Source organism: Pseudomonas sp. MF6767 (assembly GCF_016405475.1).
GTDB classification, from domain to species: Bacteria; Pseudomonadota; Gammaproteobacteria; order Pseudomonadales; family Pseudomonadaceae; genus Aquipseudomonas; species Aquipseudomonas paracarnis.
Map to the genome: position 1 here is coordinate 44373 of NZ_JAEKCY010000018.1, position 23945 is coordinate 68317.

Below are 23945 nucleotides of genomic sequence, written 5' to 3' on the forward strand. Positions count from 1 at the left end.
ACACGTTCCAACTGTGTTGACTGCCAGGCCGCCTTCGCGAGCAAGCCCGCTCCCACAGTTGGATCGCGGGGGGTCAGGTAGATAGGCGTCGACTGGCAGGCCGCCATCGCAGGCAAGCCAGCTCCCACATTTGGAACGCGGGGTGCCAGCCAGATAGGCGTCGGCTGTCAGGCCGCCATCCCAGACAAGCCCCCACATTTGGAACGCGGTGCATCAGATAGACCAACAGGCTAAATCACCAGAGAAGCCCGGCCCATATGGCAAGAGAGATTGGCACCGACTTCGGCATTGCCCAGGTTGATGCCCAAGGCGCTGAGCAAGGTGTTGACGACAGGGTCGAGAATCGGTGACAGCACATTCTGGATCAGCCCCACCACCGCCGTGGTAATGGTCGCCAACAGCCCGGCAACCCCAGCCAACGCGCCACTGGAGACACTGCCGCTGGGCGGTGCGTAAGTCACCTGCAAGCCATTAAGGGTCGCCGCCAGGCTGCCGACGATATTGGCGGTGCCCGGCGCGAACTTGTAGGTGGGCGGCGCATTCATCTCGGCCACCGGCGCAAACACCATCGTGCTGGTTTGCGCGGCAATGGTGGAGTTGGCTTTCAACAGCAAACCACCCCCCACATTGGGTGTACGGTTGGGGCTGCACAGCAGCGTCAGGACCACACAGTAGCGCTGGCCAAAATCGATCAGCCTGACCGGCTGCACATCGACTGCTGCGGAGGAAGAAAAAGCCGCCACCGGATCCACTGTACCGACCGCCAGGGTCGCCAGGGACGTAGTGGTTTTCACCGTCAAGGATTTGGAGGCCGGCGAGTCGCAATTGAAATCCGTGACATTGGTTTGCGCACTGCCGGCTTCGATGTAAATGGCCAGCGATGTGGTGACATCGACGTCAGCCACATTACAGGCCACCAGGCACAACACACCGCCAACCACCGCCGGCAGGTTGAGGTTCAACAAGCCCTTGACCACCTGGGACACCGGCGTGCCCAGGCCCGTCAATATGGACGCCACGCCAGAGACCGCCTTGATGATCGGCGCCTGCACGGTCACCAACGTGCGCACTTGCGCGGTGCGTACAAAAATCTGATCGGTCGGCGGGGTATTCTGCAAGCCCTTCTTGGCCAGCATAGGATTGCCAATGGCCGACAGCTGCGGCGGTTCGATGACCTTGGTCTGGATCGACACATTGCCCACCAGCGGAATCGCGACCTGCGCCGCCGCACTCACCGCATTCTTGCTGCTGGACAACTGCGCCACCGCTTCCAACAGTTGAAACAATTGCACGTTGCTATTCAGCGCCGCCGTCGGCGTGCCGGTGGCGATGTCAATCAGGTCACCCACGGTCAACAGCTTGCTGTTGGGCGCAATGGCTTGAATCGAAATCACGTCATTGACGACCGCTGTGACCGCCGCACCGTTTTTCTGCAAAACCTTCACAGCAGCGTCGATCAGTTGAGTAGCCGAGACTGCGGTACTGAGCAAGGCATCGTAGTCACCGGCCTTCACGTTCAGGTTAATCGCCAGTTGGTCCAAATAACTGAGCAGGTTGACGTTGGTCTGCAGCAAGCCGTTCCAACCCGCCGCCGTGAGCGAAAGGTTGCCGCCGAGCAGGTTGCCGATGACCAGGTTGAGCAGCGGGGATTTGCCTGAATCGACGCTGGCCAGGCTGCTGCGGATCGACAGCTGCGCCACGGGCGGTGGTGTCGCCGCGACGGCGGTGGCGCTCAAGTTGATTTGCGGGGTAATCGGCGCACCACTGAACAGGTTCCACAGCCCATTGGCAACGCTGGTCATCACAGTGCGGGAAGCCACCACGCGGATAGCGTCGCTCTTGGTGGCATCAGCGGTAAACACACGGGTGTTCAGAGCATTGGTCGCCAGGGTGCCGCATGTCACCGCCAGGGTGCTGCCATTACCGACCACAAAACCGTTGCGCGCCGCATTTTGCGTGGCATAGGCGTTTGCGGTGGTGTTGGTACCGCATTGGCCACCGAGACTGGCTGCCTCCAACGCCGAGGTATCGGCGACGGATTGCAGCTTGCGCTTTTCCAAATACAAGCGCCCGCTGTCGACCGCCAGCAACGTAAACACCAAGGCCAAGGCCAAAGTGCCTGCCGCCATCAAGCCAATTGCACCACGCTGTCTGGAGCCGAATCGGGGAGACATCGAAGCACTCCTGCGCTAACTCTCCGTTGCACTGGAGTGTAGACAAGGCTTCGGCAGGTTGCTGGCAACTCGCCACATTGGCGACTGGCGGAGATGCCCTGATACGCCCTGATACTGTAGGAGCGAGCTTGCTCGCGAAAAACCTACAGACGCCGCGTTGATTCAGGAAGTACGCGTTATCGTTGACGTTTTTCGCGAGCAAGCTCGCTCCTACAGTGAGCGATCAGCGCGGCGGGTAGTTGGAAAGAATCTTGGTCACGGTGCTGCGGATGGCTTTGTTGCGTTCCTCGGGGTTCGGCGTGCTGGCCATCATCTGTTCGTCGCTGCCGCGCCACACCAGCTTGCCGTCCTTGCCGTCGAGCAGGTCGATCTGGATGGTCGCGACCTTGTAGGTGATATTGCGGGTTTCGTTGTACATCGGCGCGCCCCAGTAACCATTCCACGGGCCGCCCCAGGCACCGCCATAGTTGGTGGTGACTTGCTGCTGGCGGTCTTCGACGATCAGGTAGGCCTGTACATTCAGGTCAGCCTTGGTGCCCGCCGCCGCAGGACGCATACCGCGCTGATCCAGCTGTTCGCCCACGGCCTGGCGGATGCGTTGCTCGGTGAGGTCGCTCTTGATCCTCGGGTCATCGGGACGGTACTGCAACGCCGGGTCTTTCCAGGCCCAATTACGGTAGGCGCCGAAGTCTCGGCTGGCGTCGAAATCGTGGTTGACCTGGTTGCTCTGGCAACCGCCCAGCAACATGACAACAGCAAGCGCAGCGATGCGACGAAGCATGGTGTTCTCCAAAAACAACGTGGGCCTGTAATGAGAATAGCTGCTAACTGGGCGGATAGGCAGCCATTGCCTTCTGCATCGCCTTGCGCAAGCTATCGGCGCGTTCGCTCAGGCTGCCCTGGCTGGTGGTTTCGGCACTGGTGCTCCACACCGGCTGGCGGGTGCGCGCATCAAACAGGCTGATACGCGCCACGGCCACTGTCACTTCATAGGTGCGCACCACGGGCACGCTGTTGTACATGCCGTAACCGTTGCCATAGCGGTTATAGCCGCCGTAGCCGTAACCATAATCGTCCTGGACCTGGCGCAGGCGTTTTTCCAGGCGTACATCGGCGCTCACAAGCAGGTCGGGCGCACGCTTGTCATGCAAGGGGCGCAAGCCTCGCTGATCGAGGGCGCCGCTGACCGCCTCGGCAATCTGCGCCGAATCGGCCCAGGCCGTGCCCGCCGGCAACTGACCGTTGAGCCAACCCCAGCTGCGGTAGGCACCATAGTCGCGCACCGGCGCGGGGTAGGCGCTGGCATCAAAGGTAGTAGCCGCCTGGGCGGGCGCCGTCGGCATCGGTGCCGAACTGGCGACGTAAGGATTGGGGCTCGAGCACGCCCCAAGGCCTAGAGACAACAGGATTAAACCGAGACGACGCATGTCGACCTCCCACGCTGGGCCGCTTAAACCGGGCGGCAGATCCAGTGCAAATATCGCCCAAGCCCGGCAAAGCTTGGGTGACGACGGTGAGCGAGCTCCATCTCCAACAAGTCCTGCAGGTTGGCGCGAGCCTGGAATTCCACCGGCATATAGTCGTGGAACACCCGCACGCCACTTTGGCTTTCGACCTGCCACAACCCTTCAAGTTGCGCCGCCAACTCCCGTGGGTCCAGGGGTTGTTGCGGCGTCAGGCTCTGCTTTTCGCCGGCCATGTCGTTCTTGCGCATTTTGCGGAAGTGGCCTTTGAGCAGGTTGCGGTAGATCAACGCATCACGGTTGTAGAACGCCAGGGACAACCAGCCACCCGGCAGCGTCAGCTGGTGCAGCACCGGCAGGATGGCGTGGGGCTCGGCCAACCACTCCAGCACGGCATGACACAGCACCAGATCGTAAGGCTCGGTGAGCTGGCCAAGCAAGTCCTGCCACGGTGCATGAATAAAGGTCGCGCTTTGGCCCGCGTCGGCGAAGCGCTGGCGCGCACCTTCAAGCATCGGCGCAGCGGGTTCGGCCAAGGTTACCTCGTGGCCCTGCTCGGCCAGCCACAGCGACATGTGCCCCAGGCCTGCGCCGATATCCAATACGCGCAACGGCCGCTGCGGCAAGGCTTGCACCAGGTCGGCCTGGAGCACCGCCAGGCGAATCGCGCCCTTGGCACCGCCGTAGATTTTTTCGGCAAAGCGCGTGGCCAACTGGTCGAAATGACGATCACTCATGGGCAAACCGCCGTTCGCTATCGGCCAGTTTGGCGCGCACCACTTCGTTCATATCCAGCCCCAGCTCACTGCACAGCAACAGCAGGTACAGGACAATATCGCCGACCTCCTGGCCCGCATGGGCGAGTTTATCGGCGGGCAGTTGGCGGGATTGGTCTTCGGTGAGCCATTGGAAGATTTCCACCAGCTCGGCCATTTCCACGCTGGCAGCCATGGCCAGGTTTTTCGGGCTGTGGAACTGCTTCCAGTCGTTGGTATCGCGGATGCGGTGCAGGCGTTCGGTGAGGTGTTCGAGGTTCATGCGGGGGCTCCTGAATGGGTATAGCTTACCCGATCATTCCCACGCTCTGCGTGGGAATGCTTCCAGTGACGCTCCGCGTCGCCTGCGCGGATGACGGGACGCGGAGCGTCCCAGGCGGCGTTACCACGCAGAGCGTGGGAACGATCAGCAGAGCGTGGGAGCGATCAGCAGAGCGTGGGAACGATCAGTCGACAACGCTGAACTCGAGCCTGGCGGTTTGACCGGCTTCATCCAATACGCTGAGCTGATAGCGGCCCAGCCGTTCAAAACTGGCATTGATGCTGTCCTGATTGGCGCTGTCACCCAACGGCGCCCCATTGAGGAACCACCAACGCCGGCCACTGCCGCCCAGGGCGGAGATGTTCAGGCGCAAGGCTTGTTGACTGGCAGCGGGCAGGCGCAGTTGGTCGCCTTCGCGTACGCCCACGATGGACAACGGCGATGAAGCGGCCAGCGCCGGCGGAGGGCAATCCGGGTCAGGCGCAGGAATGCGCGCTTCCCGGCGTTCAATCCTTGGCAACCAGGGCTCCAGCGGCGCCGGCCACAGCGCAATGTTTTTGGGGGTTGCGCCAGGGCAATGGGCATCGACCCTCAAACCCTTGGGGTTAACCCAGATGCTTTCCATCAAGCCCACGCTCAAGGGTTGATCCAATGCCTGCAAGGTCGGCGGCGTGGTGTTGTCCAGGGTCCAGGCAAAACGCTGGCGGCGGCAATTGGGGTCGCTGCGGCTCATGGGCTGGCCCAGCGGCCAACAAATCGCTGCCACGCCGATATTGGCAGGCACCGGTTTGACTGGCGCACTGATGCCGCGCTGGCTGTCGCGGTTGGTCAGCACGTCATGCACCTGCAACATCAACGGTGCTGCCGACGCCAGGCCGAACTGCCCCGGTACCGGCGTGCCATCGGGCCGGCCGATCCATACGCCAATCAGGTAACGCGGGCCCACGCCAATCGCCCAGGCATCGCGAAAGCCATAACTGGTGCCGGTTTTCCATGCCAGCACCGGCCGTTGGACCAGCTCGGCACGCGGGTCGCGGTCGGGCCGCGCTTGGCCGCTGAGGATGCGCCGCACAATCCATGCGGCGCCGGGCGACAGCAACGGCCGCTCCCTGAGCGTATCGTCCGGCTGTAACCGCAGGCTGGCGCTCTTGCCATCGCGGGCCAGGGCGCTGTAACCACTCACCAGATCTTCCAGACGACTGCCCGCACCGCCGAGGATCAGCGCCAGGTTCGGCTCGGCCAATGCCGGCAACGCCAACGGCATGCCACCGATGCGCATCTGTGCGGCAAAGCGCTTGGGCCCGTAGGCTTCCAGCAGTTGCACCGCAGGCAGGTTCAACGAACTGGACAACGCGGTGCTCGCCGGCACCGCGCCAGTAAAACCCATGGAAAAGTTGCCTGGACGGTAATCGCCATAGCGCCGAGGCACGTCCTGCAACAGCGATTCGGAGTGAATCAGGCCGTCATCCAACGCCATCCCGTAGAGAAAAGGCTTCAAGGTGGAACCGGGCGAACGCAGCGCGCTGATCATATCCACATGGCCAAAGCGCTTGGTGTCATTGATATCCACCGACCCCAGGTAGGCGCGCACCGCCATGCTTTCTTCTTCCACCACCAGGATGGCCGCGGAGGTGTGCTCCGGCAGGCGTGCGCGCCAGCCCAACAGCAGGTCTTCGAGACGGCGTTGCAAGGTGGCATCCAGAGTGGTGCGAATCAGTGGCGGGCTGTCGGGGCGATTCAGGCGACGTGCGAGCAAGGGCGCCAGGCTCGGTTCCAGGCGTGGGGCGAGCAACAGGGGTTCTTCCAAGGCTTCATCCACCGCCGATTGCGGCCATACCTGAAACTCGGCCAGGCGGCGCAGCACTTTGTCCCGGGCCTGCTGGGCGCGCTGCGGATGACGGTCCGGGCGCAAACGACTCGGCGCCTGGGGCAATACCGCGAGCAACGCGGCTTCGGCGTGAGTCAGTTGTGATGGCGACTTGCCCAGGTACGCCCAACTCGCTGCCGCCACGCCCTGCAGCGTACCGCCGAAGGGCGCACGGTTCAGGTACAGGTTGAGGATTTCATCCTTGGACAGGTGCCACTCCAACTGCGCGGTACGCCACAGCTGGCGTAACTTGCCGTGCAGGGTGCGTGAGTGCGGGTCGAGCAGGCGCGCCACTTGCATCGACAAGGTGCTGCCGCCGGACACCACTCGTGCGCCGCTCAGGTTTTGCCAAGTCGCACGCACCAGCGCCAACGGGTTTACGCCGGGGTGTTGGTAGAACCAACGGTCTTCATAGGTGAGCAGCGCGTCGAGGTAATAGGGTGAGACTTCGCGGGTTTGTACCGGGTAGCGCCATACGCCATTGGCATCGGCAAATCGCCACAGCGGCGTGCCATCTTCGGCCAGCACCACCCGCGCCAGGTCGTCCTGGGGCAGGGGCAAGGGCCAGATGCGATCGGCCAGCCATAGCAGGGCAACCACCAACACCACACAACCCAAAGCCCAGCGCAATAACTGTGGGAGCGGGCTTGCTCGCGAAAGCGGTGGGTCAGTTGGCAGAGATGTCACAGGCACGCCGCCTTCGCGAGCAAGCCCCACACATTGGGCCGCGTACATCCGCAGGTGATTAAACTAAAACTCAAACGGGCAAACCTCTATGCTTGCAGGGAACTCGCCTGCGTTATCGACAACCAAAGGCACAGTTACGCCCACCTTCTCATCAGGACACGCACATGCAGGTAGAAAGCTTTTTCGAATGGTTGGGCCAGGCGCTCGGTTCCGTCATCCGTTTTATCGTCGACGGGCTCAGCGGTTTGTTCGGGGCCTTGACCCACGCCGGCGGCAACTTTATCGACGGCCTGTCACGCACCTTGGGCATGGACACCTCGATCATCAGCATCATCACTCTGATCGTCGGGTTGCTCTTCCTGTACTCGGCGGTACGCGCCTTTATGCGGGCCTCGATTATCGTGGGAATCATCTGGCTGATGCTGGGGCTTTGGTTGCTGAGCTGGGTCGTACACTGATATTTCGATCCTCTCCTGTAGGAGCGAGCTTGCTCGCGAAAAACTCACAGACGCCGCGTTGATTCAGGAAGCACGCGTTATCGTTGACGTTTTTCGCGAGCAAGCTCGCTCCTACAGTGTCTTTCAGCGGCCCTTGATCACCATATCCACTGGCGTCTCGCCCACCGCCTGCCAGTTCGGCCGATACATCGACTCCACTTGCGGCGGCGGCACGCGGTAGGTTCCCGGTGTCACCGCACGCGCCAGGTACAACAAGTGCGTGGTGCCATAGCCATCCAGATTCATCGCCGCCACATAGCGGTCGTCCCGGAACTCCTGATGCTTGAGCGATGCGTTCTGCATCGACTCGCGCCACTCCTTCACCTGGCTGCTGGCGTTCTCCAGGCTCGCTGCGCTTTGTGCCAGGTTCTGGTTTTCCAGTTCCAGGCCGGCGGGCAGCAAGTCCACCACCAAGGCATCCGGCACGCGTTGCTTGGCACTGACGGCCAGGTGCACCAGCACCAGGTCGCCGCTGTTGAGGCTGCGCAAATTCAACGGCTGGCCATTCATGCCCAGGTATTCGCGGCGAATACTCAGGTTCTCGCCACCCGGGGCAGGCGGCACTTGTGGGTAACCCGAGATTGTCAGTTGCTGGTAGACCGGCACACCGCTTTGATTGGTCAGGCTCAAATTGCCGGAAAGCAGCTTGCCTTCCAGGTTGAGCGTCGACTGTTGGTTGTTCAGCTCATGCTCCCCGTCGCTGCCATCCAACAGCACCTTCCACGCCGATTCGGGCTGCGCGAAACCCAGCCGCCCGGCCAGGAACAACGAGTTGCGCTCCTGGGTCGACAGATAGGGGCTGGCCGCCAACTGGTCCGACAAGGTAAACAGGCGCTCTTCACGCTTGCCCTTGGCCAAGTCGTTCTCCTCCAGCAACGCCAGAATCATCGCCTGATCGCGCAACGGGCTGCCGTAGTCGGCCAGCCACTCCTTGGCACTGCGCTGCGCCGCCAAACCGGCGAGCAAGGCTTGATCGGCACGCGGCTGGTCGCCCATTTTCTGCAGGGCGATGGCCAACTGCACCAACGGCAAGCCGGAGCGTGCGTCGCTGCGCCGTTCGAACAGACTGCGCAACGCACCCAACGGCGCCTGCTGACTGCGCGCCAGCACCATACCGGCGTAGGCCTGTACGGCGAAACGCGTGTGCTCGGCGTTGTCGCTGTAATCCACCTCGATCAGGTTACGTTCCTGCACATACCGCAACAGGCGCTCGCTGGCCTTCTTCAAGGCTTCAGGCGGTACTGCAAAACCCTGGTCGCGGGCGCGCAGCAGGAAGTCGGTGACATACGCAGTCAGCCAATATTCTTCCTCGCCATCAGCGCCCCACAAACCGAAGCTGCCGTTGTAGCGCTGCATGCCCAGCAGGCGCTCGATGCCCAACTCGATCTTGCGCTTGCGCTCGGCATCCGGCTCGCCCTTGATGCTCAGGCGCTTGAGCAGCGCATCGTCGGCATACAGCGACGGGTACAAGCCACTGGCGGTTTGCTCTAGGCAACCATAGGGGTACGCCTTGAGCGCACTGATCTGCGCGCCCAGGTTCAACGGCGGCCGGCTCGACAGGCTCAACAGCGCCTCACGCCCCGAGGCATCGAACTGATCCAGTGCGCCCGCCGGTAAGCTCCACGGCTGATCCTTGATCACGGCGCGGTAATGCTTGAGCAAGGCCGGGTACGCCGGGCGCACGCCTAAGGTCCATTCGCGGCTGAATGGAGGCAGGTTTTCCCCCGGCAGGTCCAGGCCATTGACCGTAACCTTGACCTTGCCCTGACCGAAACCGCCCCAGGCTTGTACCGGAATACGCAGGGTGGTGCGCTGGCCTTGCTTGAGTTCAACCGATTGCGCGTCGCTGTTGACCAGTTCCAACGGCCCTTGCGTCGTTAATTGCACATCGAGTTTCTGCGCCTTGCCCGACAGGTTTGAGAGGTCCAGGGCCAGGGTGGTCTGGTCGCCTCCTGCCAGGAAGCGCGGCGCCGACAACTCGGCAATCAGCGGGGCGGCAATCACCGTCTTGCCTTCCGCCATACCGTAGCGATCATCGCTCCAGGCTTGGGCCATCAGGCGCAGTTCGCCGTTGAAGTCGGGGATATTGACGCTGACTTCGCCCTCGCCTTTGTCGTTCAGCGTCACCGGGGCGCTTTGCAGGGCGACGATGGTTACGCTGGTGTCCGGGCGTTTGCCGCCTTTGGCCAACGCCGCGTCGCCACCAAATGCCAGACTGGCCAGGCGCCCTTGGCCGGCTTCAATCAACTGGCCGTAGATGTCGAATTGGTCGACGCCATAGGCTTTGCGGCCAAACAGGCTGGCGTACGGATCGGGCGTTGGAAATTCGGTGATATTGAGGATGCCCACGTCCACTGCCGCAAGCAGTACGTGCACCTTTTGAGGCACACTGCCATCGGCGTTTTTGGCGGCGATCTTTACCGTCAGCGGTTGTTTGGGGCGCATTTTTTCAGGTGCAGTGAGGGTCAGGCCGAGTTTGCGCTGGGTGCGATCCAGCGGCAGGTGCAGCAAGCCCACGGCGCGTTTAGGCGTGATATTGGCTTTGCGCTCGCCGGGACGAATCACCAGGGCGCTCACATACAGATCGTGGCTCGACCATTTAGGGTCGAGCTTCACCGCAAAGCTTTTGCCTTCGGCCGGCACGTCGATTTCCTGCCACCACAGCGGGCCTTCGGCAGACTCCACCAACAGGTAGCCTTTACCGGCAGCCGGTGGCGTGACGGTGACGTTGGCGGTGTCGCCATCGCCATAGGCGGGTTTGTCCAACGCTAGCTTGACCTGGTCGGGGCGCACGGCGCCGCCTTCGGTGTTGTCCTGGGCCTGGTAGCCGGCCCAGAAACGCAGGCTGCTGACCAGCCCGGTCTGCGGGTCTTCGACCTCCACGCGGTAAGGGCCCCACTCCACCTGGAAGCTGACCTTGGCGGTGTCGCCCGCCTTGATGTTCAGGCTCTGCTCATCGAGGTTGAGGAATTTCTCGTTGAAGTGGTAGCTCCAGCCGTCATTCTCCGAGTAGTTCCAGTAGTAGTCGCGGCGCTCACGCACCAGGCGCACCTTGAGGTCTTGCGCGGCCAGTTTCTGACCGTCCTGGTTGGCCACCAGCACTTCGAATTCCACCGGGCCATCGCCGTTGGTTTCCTTGCCGTCAAACAGGCCACGCAGGCCCGGCAATTGCTCGGCCGGCCAGATCGGCTGCACCAGGCGCCGGGTGATCGGCCGACCGCCGGACTCCTGCAGGCTGGCTTGCACAATCAGTTGCAACGGCGACTTGGCCTCGGCCCACTTGCTTTCCAGGGTCAGCGCTTGCTCGCCATTGGCGTCGAGTACGCTTTCGTCCAGTTCGAAATCCTGGCTCAGCTCTTCTTCAGTGACGGAACCGAACTGGTAGCCCGGCAGGGATTTGACCGCCTCACGCAGTGGCCGCACGTACACCTGGCCACTGACGCGGTTACCGGAGGCGGGCGCGCCGTAGAGGTAACGACCGTTGACCTGGATGACCGGGTTATCCGCCGGGCTCAACGCCGTGTCACTGCCCTTGAGTTCCAGCGCCAGGCGTTCGGGCAGGAAGTCTTCGACGAGAAATTCATAGAGTTGCGGCTTGCCGTCACCGAGGTCGAACACCAACTGCCAGCGCCCGGTCGGCGCCTCGCCAGCCAGCTGCAACGGGTATTGATACAGGCCCGACGCGTCGGCCTCCCACACGAACTTGCGACTCACCTGTTCATCCGGGCGCCGCACTTCGACGCTCACCGGCTGAGGCTTCACCGCCTTGCCATCCTTGTCACGCAACAGCGCGTTGAGCAGCACGGTTTCGCCGGGGCGATACAAATCACGCGGGCCGAACACAAAGAACTGCAACGGGTGGGACGGTTGCCCGCCGATATCGAACTCCGCCAAATCCAGCGCGGCGCTGTCCAGGCGCAGCAGGCTGGTTTGCTCGCCCTGCTTGGCCAGTAACACCTGGGCTTTTTTCGGCAGCGGCAACTCGGCGTGGCCACCGTCTTCGGTCTTGCCCTGGCCGAGCACGCGGCCTTCGGCATCGAGGATTTCCAGTTCGACGCCGTTGAGTGCCTTGCCGCCTTCCAGGGCCTGGGTAAACACATCCAGGCGATTGGCGTAGCGGTGCACCGACAGGCCGATATCACTCAAGGTGAACAGGGTGGCCGGTTGCGAATAGTTGTAGGTGCCCGAAGCGCGCATCACCGCGAGGTACACGCCCGGCTGCTGCAACTGCTTGAGGCCGGCAATCGGTAGCAACAGGGTTTCGCGGGTATTGCGCGCCGGGTTCAGGTCGAAACGCCCGCCGTACACCAGTTCGGCCATTGGCAGCAGTTCACGGGACTCATAGCTTTGCAGGCTGGTATTACGCCCCCACTGCGCCAGGAACGACGGCAGGGATTCGGGTTTGATCCGAAAGAATTCCACGTCGATCTTGTCGACATTCAACGCGATCACCGGCAGGCCCTCGGCCAGGCGCGTCGGCAACAGGGTGCCACGGCTGGCGAAGCCGACGGTGGCTTGCAGGTCGCGGGTTTCCAGGCGGGCGCTGTATTCGGCGGCGAGGGTGTTGCCGTTGACCGCCTTCACCCCTGCGTCCACGGTCAGCACCAGTTTGCGCTGCGGTTCAAGGTGGCGCAGGCGCAATTCCATCAGGTTATCGGACAGTTCCCAGGCGCCATCGACCTTGCCGGACTTGCTGTCTACCAGGTGCAGCTTGTCGGCGAATTTCTGATCGGGGTCCAGCGGAATGGAAAAACTCACCGACAGCGTGCTGGCCCCATCCAACTGCACCTCGGACACATCCACCACGCTTAGCTCACGCCCGGCATAGCGTTGCTTCAACGCTGCCACGTCCACCGCCGCTTTCACCGGCTTCGGCGCTGCCGCCACGGTGGGCGCAGGCGGTGCAGCGGGTTTATCGGAAGAATCGCAAGCGCTCAGCAGGGCCAGCGCGCAGGCCAGGAACAGTCCTTTGTTAAGCATGGGGCACTCATAGTCAGAGGGAACCGAGGGGTGAACTATATATCAGCGCCGACCAAGCTGCTGCGGCGCCGGTCACATTGACCGACGGAGGGGCGGTTGGTTCTAGGTGGGCATGAAGCCAAGCCAAATCCCACAGCCACTGGAGATCAAACGGTGGGAGCTGGCTTGCCTGCGATAGCGGTCTTTCAGCCGATATCTTCACTGGCTGACCCACTGCTATCGCAGGCAAGCCAGCTCCCACATTGGTTCTGCTGTGTGGCGGGTTGACGGTTACAATGCCGCTCTACCAAGGAGCCTTCATGACCGCCCTGCTGACCGACTGGCGCCACCGCCCCACCCATCGCCGCGTCTGGGCCCTGGCCGCGCCGATGATCCTGTCGAATATCTCGGTGCCCTTGGTGGCTCTGGTGGACAGCATGGTCATCGGCCACCTGCCCCACGCCCACCAACTGGGTGCCGTGGCTGTCGGCGCCAGCCTGTATACCTTCCTCGCCTGGGCCATGGGTTTCCTGCGCATGGGCTCCACCGGGTTCGCCGCCCAGGCCGCCGGGCGTAACGATGGTGCAGCGTTGCGGCAAATCCTGTTGCAAGGCTTGCTGTTGGCGCTGGGGCTGGCGATTTTACTGGGTACCGTGGGCATTCCCCTGAGCCATCTGGCCCTGGAATGGATGCAGCCCTCGCCCGAACTGAACCAACTTACCCGCGAGTTTTTCCACACCCGCCTGTTCGGCCTGCCCGCCGCTCTCGCCAGTTATGCACTGGTCGGCTGGTTCCTCGGCACCCAGAATGCACGAGCGCCATTGGCGATTTTGCTGACCACCAACCTGGTCAACATCGCGCTTAACCTATGGTTCGTCCTCGGGCTGGACTGGGGCGTGGTCGGCTCCGCCCGAGCCTCGGTGATCGCAGAGTGGACCGGCGCCCTGCTCGGCCTGGCGCTTACGCAAAAAGCCCTGCGCGCCTATCCTGGGCATATCGCTTGGGCCGCCTTGAAATTGTGGCAAAGCTGGCGCCCGTTGCTGGCGGTCAACCGCGACATTTTTATCCGCAGCCTGGCGTTGCAGTCGGTGTTTTTCATGATCACGGTGCAAGGCGCAAGGCTGGGAGATGCCACAGTTGCAGCCAATGCCTTGCTGCTCAATGGGCTGTTACTGACGGCACATGCCCTGGATGGCCTGGCTCACGCGGTCGAGGCTCTGTGCGGCCACGCCATCGGCGCACGTGACCGGCAAGCGTTACGGCAGTCATTGGTGGTTGCCTGTGGTTGGTCGCTGATCGCCAGCGTGGGTTTCGCCCTGCTGTTCACCTTCGGCGGCCATCTGTTCATCGCCATGCAAACCGATATCCCCAGCGTGCGCGAAACCGCCGATATCTACCTGCCCTACCTCGCGGTATTGCCGTTGATTGCGGTGTGGAGTTATTTGCTCGATGGGCTGTTTATCGGTGCAACGCGGGCGCGGGAAATGCGCGATGGGATGTTGCTGACGGTGATGCTGGTACTGCCGATTGCCTGGGCCTTGCAGGGCTTGGGCAACCACGGACTGTGGATAACTTTTTTGCTATTCATGGCGGTACGCAGCTTGATCCTGGGGGCGATTGCCTGGTGGCTGAGCACGCAGAATCGCTGGCTGAGCGATACCCGCTGACACGAGCCCCTACCTGTTACTTCTGACAGGTTACAAGCCGATTTTTCAAGCGTTGAATAGCGGTGGGCAACCTCCCCTGCTTACGCCAAGGAAAATCGCTATGAATATCAAACGACAAACAGGCATCGTCACCCTTTGGGTAATCGCCACGCTGACTACCGCAGGCTGCACGGCGCCATCGAACTCAACAGCGCAGCCGGCCGGGACACTGCGGGTGGAGAACCAAATGGCCGGTGAGTACACACTCGTGGTGATACATGGGACTGAACAGCACAGAATCACCAAAGGCGAATCAAAGGACCTGACAATCGATGGAAAAGAGGTGCTCCTGTCGCGCCTCAACAGTCAGGGCACAATAACGCAGATAGCCCTCAACGTTCACTCAGAGAGCAAATGCCCAGTGACGCAATGCTTGCTCGTAAGGTGACTTGATCAACGTCGTGCCAATGCGGCCGGCCTCACAGGAACTAAACGAACACTCGCTCAGTTCCGGTGAGGCCGCACGACTCAAGAAGACAAGTAAGAAGAACGAGTCAACCCAAGACGCAACGCATCCAGGAACTGGGTACGCTCGGACGCCGAGATCTTCGCGCTCGCGCACTTGTCGCGGTAGTGCGTCATCAACTCTTCCGGCGACAAGTGCACATAGCGCAGCATGTCTTCGATGGTGTCGTGAGTCTCGATCCCGGCGCTGTACACCGAACCGTCTTCACGCTGGTAGATGTTCACCGAGTCGGTGTCACCGAACAGGTTGTGCATGTCGCCCAGGATTTCCTGATAGGCGCCGACCAGGAAGATACCCAGCAGGTAGTCCTCGCCTTCGTTCAAGCCGTGAACCGGCAGGCTGGTTTCGATGCTCTGCTCGTCGACGTATTGCTTGATCTTGCCGTCGGAGTCGCAGGTCAGGTCTTGCAGCACGGCGCGGCGCAGCGGCTCTTCGTCGAGGCGGTGCAGCGGCAGGATCGGCAAGACCTGGCCGATGGCCCACGTATCCGGCAAGCTCTGGAATACCGAGAAGTTGCAGATGTATTTGTCGGCCAGCTTGTCGTTGAGTTCGTCCAACACCTGGCGGTGCGAGCGCTGGCGGGCTTTCAACGAGTTGTGCAGGCGACGGCACACCGCGAAGTAGCACTGTTCGGCCAGGGCTTTTTCGGCCAGGGTCAGCTTGCCATCGGCGTACTGGGTGGCCACGTCGCTCATGTAGTGGGTGGCGCGCCAGTAGGTTTCGGTGACCATCTCGATGTCGGTCGGGCCCAGCAGGTCCACCAGCCATTGCACGGTTTCCGGCAGGCTTTCCTTGTTTTCGATGGTCGGGATTTCGTCGTTGTGCTTCTCGACGTCCGTCACCTGCACCACCAGCATGGCGTGGTGAGCGGTCAGGGAGCGGCCGCTTTCGGAGAAGATGTTCGGGTGCGGCAGGCTCTGCGCGTCGCAGAATTCCTTGAGCATGCCCACTACCACGCCGGCGTAGTCGTCCATGTCGTAGTTGATCGAACTGGCGTTGCGCGAGTGCGTGCCGTCGTAGTCCACGCCCAGGCCACCGCCGACGTCGATGTGGTCCACCGGCAGGCCGAGGTTGCGCAGTTCGCCGTAGTAACGAATGGCTTCCTTGAACCCGTGCTGGTAGTCGGCCAGGTTGGCAATCTGCGAGCCCATGTGGAAGTGCAGCAGGCGGATGCCCTGGTCCAGGCCGGCTGCGCGGAAGCGCTCGACCACCGACAGCAACTGGGCTGCCGACAGACCGAATTTGGATTTCTCGCCACCGGTGTCCGCCCACTTGCTCGATGCCAGGGACGACAGGCGCACACGCAGGCCCACCTGCGGCTTGACCTTGAGGCTCGCCGCCTCTTCGATCACCAGCCCCACCTCGGACTCTTTCTCGATCACGATGAACACGTTGTGGCCGAGCTTCTGGCCCATCAGCGCCAGGCGGATGAACTCACGGTCTTTGTAACCGTTGCAGACGATGGTGCCGCCCTTCGGCGCCAGGGCCAGCACGGCCAGCAGCTCAGGCTTGGAGCCGGCTTCCAGGCCGATGGAAACGTTCTGGGTGGCAATGATGTTCTCGATCACCGCTTCCTGCTGGTTCACCTTGATCGGGTACAGCGCGGTGTACTTGCTCTGGTATTCCAGGCGCTCGATGTTGGCATCGAAGGCACCGGTCAATTGGCGCACGCGGTCTTGCAGGATATCGGGGAAGCGCACCAGCAACGGCAACGACAGGCCGCTTTTGCGCAACTCATCGACTTGCTCGTACAGGTCGACGGGCGTGCTGTTCGGGCCGTTCGGACGGACTTCTACGCGACCGGCTTCATTGATCGCGAAATACCCGGCCCCCCAATGGCGAATCCCGTAAACACTGCGGCTGTCCGCAACTGTCCATTGGCTGCCATCGTCTTTGCGTGTGCGTCGTACGGACATCGAAGTCCCCTATTAATGAAGGCGAAGGCGCCACCTCTCGCGGAGGCTGGCGCAGTCTAAAGAATGAAAATGACGATTTGCCTGCAAGGGAAGTAGACCCCACTGGCAGGACAGAGTTTAGCCACAGGTTGGGAAGAGGCTTTCAGCCGCCGGACTTCTTGGCCTTGTACCCGAGCTTGATCAGCTCGGCCAACAGCAACTCGACGTGATCGCCCTGAATCTCGATAACCCCGTCTTTCAACGCGCCACCGGTGCCACAGCGCTTTTTCAGCGAGGTGGCCAATTCCTTCAGGGCTTCTTCAGCCAGGGGCACGCCGGTGATAGTGGTCACCGTCTTGCCGCCACGGCCTTTGCTCTCGCGACGCACGCGGGCAATACCGTCGCCTTCGGGGATCAGGGTCTGTTTGCAGGTGCACGAATCCACGGGCTGACGACAGTCCGGGCAGTGTCGACCTGCGTCGGTGGAAAATACCAGGCCACCAAGGGCGGCGAAGGATGCGGCTTTTTTGGCCACCGGCAATCCTCTTGGGAGGATGAAGACTGATCGGCGCCGCACAAGGCGGTGACCGACCGCGAAGCCCCACTCAGGCAGGGGCAGCGCTACCGAACCGTCAAGGCCACCACCATTGTAGGAGCGAGCTTGCTCGCGAAGATCGTCAACGATAACGCGGGCATTCAGCCAGCACGCGGTGTCTTGGCGTTTTTCGCGAGCAAGCTCGCTCCTACAGGGTGAAACAATAGCGGTTCGGGTGAAAAGGCGCGCAGTGTAACGGCAAAAAGCCAAGTTGCTAAGAGCCAAATGGCGCCAATTTATACAACTTTAGCGACGTGAGGCGAGATACCGCCGCAAGCCCTCTTGGGCGTCCGGGCAATAAGACTTTTGCTCGGCCTCTGCAAGCACCGTTTCAATGGATAGAAAACGCGCTTCCATGACCTCTTCAGGCTGCAAACACAGTGGGCCGTCCCATACAGCAGAGTAGGACGTACACCACAGGCGGCTGTCGCCATCTTCAAAGTAAAAATGATCGTGCTCGACCAACTCCACGCCACTCACGCCCAGCTCTTCCGCCAATTCCCGCTGTGCCGACAGGGCATAGCTTTCTCCCGCCGCCACCATCCCGCCCGCCGCCGTATCCCAGAACCCCGGGTACAGGGCTTTGCTCAGCGTGCGCCGGTGCACACACAGCTCGCCTTTGGAATTGAACAGGAAGATAAACGTGCAACGGCCGATCAAGCCGCGCTGGCGCAGGTCGGACCTGACCAGGTGACCGAGCAGGTGGTCCTGCTCGTCGACCCAGCAGATCAGTTCAGCGTCGGAGGCTGCTCGGTGTGCGGCCTCCTTTTGAGTAGCGTCCATCATCAACCCTGGTTGAGGAGCTGACGCAAGTCGATCACTGCAGCGTTTGCCCGGGAAATATAGTTGGCCATCACCAGCGAATGGTTCGCCAGTACGCCGAAGCCACTGCCGTTAAGAATCATAGGACTCCATACCGGTTCTTGCGAGGCCTCTAGCTCCCGAATGATCTGGCGCACGCTGACGGTGGCATTTTTCTTGGCCAGTACGTCGGCAAAATCGACTTCGATGGCACGCAGCAGATGGGACAGCGCCCATGCCTGGCCGCGCGCTTCGTAGAACACGTTGTCGATCTGCATCCATGGGGTTTCCACCACTTCTTCATCGACCTGCGGCACTTCACCCGGCGCCAGCGCCTCGGTTTTCAGCGCAGTGTTCAACTTGACCCGGCCCACGCTGGCGGACAGACGCTGGGACAGCGAGCCCAAACGTGTGGCCACATCGCCCAGCCAGTTGTTGAGGTTGTCGGCACGCGCATAAAACAGCGCGCCGCGCTGGTTCGGGTCAGACAGGCGCGCTTCGTAGCGGCTCAGGGAATTGATGCCTTCCTGGTATTCCGACTCACTGGATGGCAGCACCCAACTCTTGTTGTCGAAGTTGAAGCGCGGCTCGGCCTTGGCCAAGTCAGCGTCTTCAGCCGACTGCGACTGGGAGCGGGCGAAGTCTTTACGCAGGGCACGGGTGAGGTCACGCACCTGCACCAGCACGCCGTATTCCCAGCTCGGCATGTTGTCCATCCACAAGCCTGGCGGGAAACGGTCGTTGGAGATGTAGCCGCCTGGCTTGTTCAGCAAGGTGCCAACCACGGTCTTGAGGGTTTCGACGGTGGTGTAACCCACCACCATCTGCTTGCCTTCCTTCTCGGCGGCAAGCTGGGCATTTTGCTGCACCGGAAACAGCGCCGGCTCTTGGCTCCAGTACCAACCCAGGCCACCGGTGACCAGCAGGTACAAGCCGATGATGCTGAGCAACGCCCGGCTCATCAGCAGGTTGCGAAAATAGCTGCGGTTGGCCGACTTGGGCTCAGGGGCGGGGCCTTTGGCACTGCCTTCGCGGTTTTTCCAGTCCAGCATGGCGATATCCTTTCAATCACTTGAGTTCATGCACGTCAATTGTCCGGGTGCGTTCAGACATTCCGACCACAACCCTACCCCATCGTGCCCATCGGTGCGGGGCTTTTACACGAAAGTGGCGCACCAGCGCGCTTGGACTATAAAGGATGCACGCGATTTACGCTGCGCGACCCACTGGTCAATAACTGAATGGCAGGCACGCAGACTTAATTGACGTATGACACTCATCTATCAGAAAAGAGGTGCTAGCATAGAGCCATCAGTCGACCTCAGCATGCACCCTCACAGTAGTCAGGATATGACCGAGTCAGAAGACCCCAGCCGCGAGCGTCTCAAGCAGCACTTTGCCCAGCGGGTAATTCATCAGGCACGTCAAATTCTTGAGATCTGGCAGCGCCTGCAACGCAGCGAGTGGTCGAACGCCGACTTTTCCGAACTCAGCGAAGCCAACCTGCGCCTGCAACGCTTCGCCGAACGCTTCGAACAGCCCGAACACACACAACTGGCACGGCATATCAGTCAATCCTTGCAGGCTGTGGACGAGAACCGTGGCCGTCTGAGCAGCCAACTGATCACCGAGCTCAACCGCTTGATGCAACGCCTGTCCCGCACCGGCCTGCGCCAGGGCGATCAGCTGGAGCAAACCTTCCTGCCGCCGATGCGCAAGCCGATCTATGTGATGCTGGCCGACCATGACCGCGCCGAACGCCTGGCCAAGCAGTTGGAGTTCTTCGGCATGGGCGCCCACGCCCTGGACAGCGTCGCCGCCTTTCGCGCGTCCATGGCCGAGCGTTTGCCGTCAGCGATCGTGATGGACGTGGACTTCTGCGGCACGGGCCTGGGCCTGAAGCTCGCGGCAGAGGCCCAGGAGGGCCTGGAGCAAAAGCTGCCGCTGTTGTTTTTCAGCCTGCACGAAACCGACACCCCGACACGCCTGGCCGCCGTACGCGCCGGCGGCGAAGAGTTCCTGACCGGCACCCTGGAGGCCTCAAGCCTGCTGGAAAAGATCGAAGTGCTAACCTGCGCGGCCCAGTACGAACCGTACAAAGTGCTGATCATCGACGACTCGCGGGCCCAGGCGCTGCACACCGAACGCCTGCTCAACAGTGCCGGCATTGTCACTCGCACATTGACCGAACCGATCCAGGCCATGGCCGAGCTGGCGGATTTCCAGCCCGACCTGATCATCCTCGACATGTACATGCCTGCCTGTACCGGCACCGAACTGGCCAAGGTGATTCGCCACAACGACCGCTACGTCAGTGTGCCGATCATTTACCTGTCGGCTGAGGACGACCTGGATAAACAGCTGGATGCGATGAGCGAGGGCGGTGACGATTTCCTCACCAAACCGATCAAGCCGCGTCACCTGATCACCACCGTGCGCAACCGTGCGTCGCGTGCACGCAACCTGAAGGCACGGATGGTGCGCGACAGCCTGACCGGGCTGTACAACCACACGCATATCCTGCAACTGCTCGAAGATTGCAGCTTCCGCGCACGCCGTGAGAACAAGCCGTTGAGCTTTGCCATGCTCGATATCGACCACTTCAAGCGCGTCAATGACAGCCACGGCCACCCCATGGGCGACCGGGTGATCAAGAGCCTGGCACTGTTTCTCAAGCAGCGTTTGCGCAAGACCGATTACATCGGCCGCTACGGCGGTGAAGAGTTCGCCATCGTGATGCCCGACACCGACCTGGAATCGGCCTGCAAGGTGCTGGACGACATTCGTCGGCGCTTTGCAGAAATCCACTACCCCGCCCAACCGCAGGATTTGTGGTGCACCTTCAGCGCCGGCCTGGTGGAGCTGTGCGACGGTTCCGACAGCTTGATGATGGCCGCCCAGGCTGACGAAGCGCTGTACCGCGCCAAAGACGCCGGACGTAATCGCGTGCAAGCCGCTCGTACATCAAAGCAAAGTGCCATCTTTTCACCAGAATCCACCGATTCGGTCATAACGCTGTAATACAAACGCAATAAATTCAGGCGCTTATCTCTTGCCGTCGGTTGAAACCCCGCATGCGCCTGAAGCTGCTGACCAATCTCAATACCCTTCTGCTGGTGGCTGTGTGCCTGGCCCTCGGGGCGACACTGTGGTGGTCGCAACGGGCGCTGGAGCGTCCGTACTTGTTGATGGAGCGCTACCTCGGGTTGTCCCAGGTCTTTCAAAACCAGGCTGCCCGTAACATCGAGGACTACTTGGCCAGCGGCGATGCCCTGCGGCTGAGCAGTGCCACCCAGAGCCTGGAAAGCCTGCAGCTTCAGCTGGGCGAACTGCCGCCCGACTTGGCGCAAAACCTGCGCCCCAGCCTCATGGACCTGGAGACTTTCAGCAAGACCGACCTGTTGGCCGCCGGTAAATTGGCTGGCGACCCGCAAGCCCTGTTGCTGCAAGCCGAGCGTGAACTGGGCGCGAACCTGGAACAATTGAGCCAGTACGCCAGCGGTGTCAATTCCGCGGAGGCTGCGCATTATATGTCGCCATTGCTCGCAGCCTCACAGCACCTGGGCAAACTGTCCCTGGCCCGCGACAAGCTAGTCAGCAGCGGGCGCGCCGAGTTGGCCGCGGATGTCGAGCGGGAAGTGACCAACCTGCGCACTCAGGCCGACCTGCTTGCGCAGTTGCCCTTATTGGGAATAAAGGCCAGCGCTGAATCAAACACCGATGATTTTTCCGCGTTGATGGGCCTGGAAAATACCGAAAAAACCGAAGCCCAGGACACCGGCGTCGACCTCAAGCGCGAACTCAACAGCCTGTTGACCCGCTACCCCGCCGAACTCCAACGCACCCGTGAACAGATCCAGCAACGCGCCGATCTCGCCGCCAGCACCCACCTTAAAATCACCAACGTACAACAGGCCATCGCCGGCCTGGAACCCGTGGTGCGCGCGCAACACGCGAAGATTCAGGGTGAAGTGCGTGTGATGCAGGGGGTGATGATTGGTCTGATCCTGCTGATCGCATTGCTGATCGATACCCTGCAACGCCGCCTGGCGCGCGTGCTGACCAACCTGGCACCCGCCTTGTCGACCTGGGCCGAAGGCGACTTCAGCCAACCGATTGCCCTGGGCAAGACCAACCGTGAACTGCACGATATCGAGGCCTCCCTTAACCGCCTGCGCGCCTACCTGGTGGATCTGGTCGGCACCATCCGTGGCAATGCCGAAGAAGTGGCAGGCAGCAGCCGCGCCCTGGCCGAACTGAGCAGCGGCCTGCACGACGGAGCCGAGCGCCAGGCCGGCGACACCGCGCAAATCCGTGATTCCCTGGGCGAGCTGGAAGCCACCATCCAGCAAGTCGCCGGGGATGCCAGCCAGGCCGCCGGGGCCAGTCGCAGTGCAGGCCAAGCCGTGGAGCAAGGCCAGCGCGTTATCGGCCTGAGCCTCACCGGGCTGCATGCGCTGGTAGGCGAAGTGCAGCAAAACGCGCAGATGATCGAGAAACTTGCCGAAGAGTCCGCCACCATCGGCGGCGTGCTCACGGTGATTCGCTCGATTGCCGACCAGACCAACCTGCTGGCGCTCAACGCCGCTATCGAAGCCGCCCGCGCCGGTGAAGCCGGACGTGGTTTCGCCGTGGTAGCCGACGAAGTGCGCTCCCTGGCCCAGCGTACTGCCGGCGCCACCGCCGAAATCCAGGGCCTGATCGCCGGCCTGCAAAGCGCCGCGCACCAGTCGGTAGAAGGCATGCGCGCCCAGGTCGAACACGCCGAAGCCACCGCCCAGCAGGCCCAGGCGGCGGATGGCGCGCTGGATGAAATCGTCGGGGCGATCCAGACCATCTCGGATACCGCCGTACGCATTGCCGATGTGACCGCGCAGCAGAGTGGCGCCGTGAGCGAGATACGCGACAACAGTGAGCGGATTCATCAATTGGGTGAGGATAATTTGCTGCGTATTGGCCAGGGCCGTAGCCAGGGCGAGCACCTGCTGGTACTGGGTGGGCAACTGACTACCGCCGTGCAAGCCTTCCGCGTCTAACCCGATCCGGCCCTCTATGAAGACCGCAATGTGGCTGATCGTTCCCACGCTCCGCGTGGGAATGTCGCCCCAGACGCTCCGCGTCCCGCTTTAAAGCCGTGACGCAGAGCGTCACTGGATGCGTGCCCACGCGGAGCGTGGGTGCGATCAGCTCCCACACTGACCAAATGCCGTCTCCCAGTCACAAATTTTGCGCAATCCTCGCTAATCGTGCCGGCTACTGCATAGAACTGGACAGTCACAAAGGCTTTGCGGCATAGTCGCCGGGTTCTGACGCACCCACACCAATAACAAGGAACAGCCAATGGCGACCTTACTGGTTCTTCACGGACCCAACCTGAACCTGCTTGGCACCCGCGAACCGGGCGTCTACGGGGCAGTGACCCTGGACCAGATCAACCTCGACCTGGAAAAGCGGGCCCGTGAAGCCGGCCACCATTTGCTCTACCTGCAAAGCAATGCCGAGTATGAATTGATTGATCGCATCCATGCCGCGCGCGGCGAAGGCGTGGACTTTATTCTGATCAATCCCGCCGCTTTTACGCACACAAGCGTTGCATTACGTGACGCGCTGCTGGCGGTGAGCATCCCATTCATCGAAGTGCATTTATCGAACGTGCACAAACGCGAAGCTTTCCGCCATCACTCTTACTTCTCCGACGTAGCGGTAGGAGTGATCTGCGGCCTTGGCGCCAGCGGTTACCGACTGGCCCTGGAGGCCGCCCTGGAACACATTGAAGAACAGGCTAAACGCCCCTGAC

General features: G+C 61.7%; 16 protein-coding genes and 1 pseudogene. 6 read left to right on the forward strand and 11 right to left on the reverse strand.

The genetic code is table 11. The features are described from left to right. Nucleotides 1-230: 230 nt before the first annotated feature. The 6 genes from JFT58_RS23610 to pbpC all read right to left on the reverse strand — a co-directional run bounded on the left by JFT58_RS23610 (nt 231) and on the right by pbpC (nt 7172). On the reverse strand, nt 231-2174 hold the full coding sequence (locus tag JFT58_RS23610) for a pilus assembly protein TadG-related protein (protein WP_054896404.1): 1944 nt from the start codon (nt 2172-2174) through the stop codon (nt 231-233). Between the two features lie 223 nt (nt 2175-2397). Further along, on the reverse strand, nt 2398-2955 hold the full coding sequence (locus JFT58_RS23615; RefSeq protein ID WP_054896403.1) for a DUF4136 domain-containing protein: 558 nt from the start codon (nt 2953-2955) through the stop codon (nt 2398-2400). Between the two features lie 43 nt (nt 2956-2998). Then, nucleotides 2999-3601, reverse strand: a complete 603-nt coding sequence (locus JFT58_RS23620; protein ID WP_054896402.1) for a DUF4136 domain-containing protein — start codon at nt 3599-3601, stop codon at nt 2999-3001. A gap of 23 nt (nt 3602-3624) precedes the next feature. Then, nucleotides 3625-4374, reverse strand: a complete 750-nt coding sequence (locus JFT58_RS23625; protein ID WP_047712475.1) for a methyltransferase — start codon at nt 4372-4374, stop codon at nt 3625-3627. Beyond that, entirely contained in the window at nt 4367-4675 is a 309-nt protein-coding gene (locus JFT58_RS23630; RefSeq protein ID WP_003188211.1) for a MazG-like family protein, read from the reverse strand. The genes JFT58_RS23625 and JFT58_RS23630 overlap by 8 nt, the downstream gene beginning before the upstream one ends. Before the next feature lie 184 nt (nt 4676-4859). Beyond that, nucleotides 4860-7172, reverse strand: coding sequence for a peptidoglycan glycosyltransferase PbpC (gene pbpC / locus JFT58_RS23635; protein WP_081089325.1), 2313 nt, complete (start codon nt 7170-7172; stop codon nt 4860-4862). 221 nt (nt 7173-7393) lie between these two features. Between pbpC and JFT58_RS23640 the strand changes: the two genes are divergently transcribed. Next, nucleotides 7394-7687, forward strand: coding sequence for a hypothetical protein (locus tag JFT58_RS23640; RefSeq protein ID WP_003188208.1), 294 nt, complete (start codon nt 7394-7396; stop codon nt 7685-7687). A gap of 123 nt (nt 7688-7810) precedes the next feature. Here JFT58_RS23640 and JFT58_RS23645 read toward each other — a convergent pair whose 3' ends face one another. Next, nucleotides 7811-12706: an alpha-2-macroglobulin family protein gene (locus JFT58_RS23645; protein WP_054896401.1), complete on the reverse strand. Its 4896-nt coding sequence runs from the start codon at nt 12704-12706 to the stop codon at nt 7811-7813. 299 nt (nt 12707-13005) lie between these two features. Between JFT58_RS23645 and JFT58_RS23650 the strand changes: the two genes are divergently transcribed. Then, nucleotides 13006-14352, forward strand: a complete 1347-nt coding sequence (locus JFT58_RS23650; RefSeq protein ID WP_054896400.1) for an MATE family efflux transporter — start codon at nt 13006-13008, stop codon at nt 14350-14352. A gap of 100 nt (nt 14353-14452) precedes the next feature. Next, the gene (locus JFT58_RS23655; RefSeq protein WP_054896399.1) at nt 14453-14779 is read left to right on the forward strand and encodes a hypothetical protein; all 327 of its coding nucleotides are present in this window, start codon (nt 14453-14455) and stop codon (nt 14777-14779) included. A gap of 80 nt (nt 14780-14859) precedes the next feature. Here the strand turns inward: JFT58_RS23655 and speA are convergent, their stop codons facing one another. The 4 genes from speA to JFT58_RS23675 form a co-directional block, all read right to left on the reverse strand. Continuing rightward, nucleotides 14860-16773, reverse strand: coding sequence for an arginine decarboxylase (speA, locus tag JFT58_RS23660; protein WP_034126423.1), 1914 nt, complete (start codon nt 16771-16773; stop codon nt 14860-14862). A 142-nt stretch (nt 16774-16915) separates the two neighbouring features. Next, nucleotides 16916-17287, reverse strand: a complete 372-nt coding sequence (locus tag JFT58_RS23665) for a translation initiation factor Sui1 (RefSeq protein ID WP_003188201.1) — start codon at nt 17285-17287, stop codon at nt 16916-16918. A gap of 306 nt (nt 17288-17593) precedes the next feature. Further along, nucleotides 17594-18130 carry an NUDIX hydrolase gene (locus tag JFT58_RS23670; protein WP_034126422.1) on the reverse strand — a complete coding sequence of 179 codons (537 nt, stop codon included), beginning with the start codon at nt 18128-18130 and terminating at the stop codon, nt 17594-17596. 2 nt (nt 18131-18132) lie between these two features. Then, on the reverse strand, nt 18133-19200 hold the full coding sequence (locus JFT58_RS23675; RefSeq protein ID WP_003188197.1) for a DUF2333 family protein: 1068 nt from the start codon (nt 19198-19200) through the stop codon (nt 18133-18135). A 298-nt stretch (nt 19201-19498) separates the two neighbouring features. Here JFT58_RS23675 and JFT58_RS23680 point away from each other — a divergent pair, with 298 nt between their 5' ends. The 3 genes and pseudogenes from JFT58_RS23680 (at nt 19499) to aroQ (ending at nt 23944) form a co-directional block, all read left to right on the forward strand. Beyond that, nucleotides 19499-21169 carry a response regulator gene (locus JFT58_RS23680; protein WP_034126420.1) on the forward strand — a complete coding sequence of 557 codons (1671 nt, stop codon included), beginning with the start codon at nt 19499-19501 and terminating at the stop codon, nt 21167-21169. Nucleotides 21170-22668: 1499 nt separating this feature from the next. Further along, nucleotides 22669-23184: pseudogene (locus tag JFT58_RS30855) on the forward strand (methyl-accepting chemotaxis protein); the annotation flags it as partial. Nucleotides 23185-23488: 304 nt separating this feature from the next. Then, entirely contained in the window at nt 23489-23944 is a 456-nt protein-coding gene (aroQ, locus tag JFT58_RS23690) for a type II 3-dehydroquinate dehydratase (protein ID WP_003188192.1), read from the forward strand. The last annotated feature ends 1 nt before the right edge of the window (nt 23945 follow it).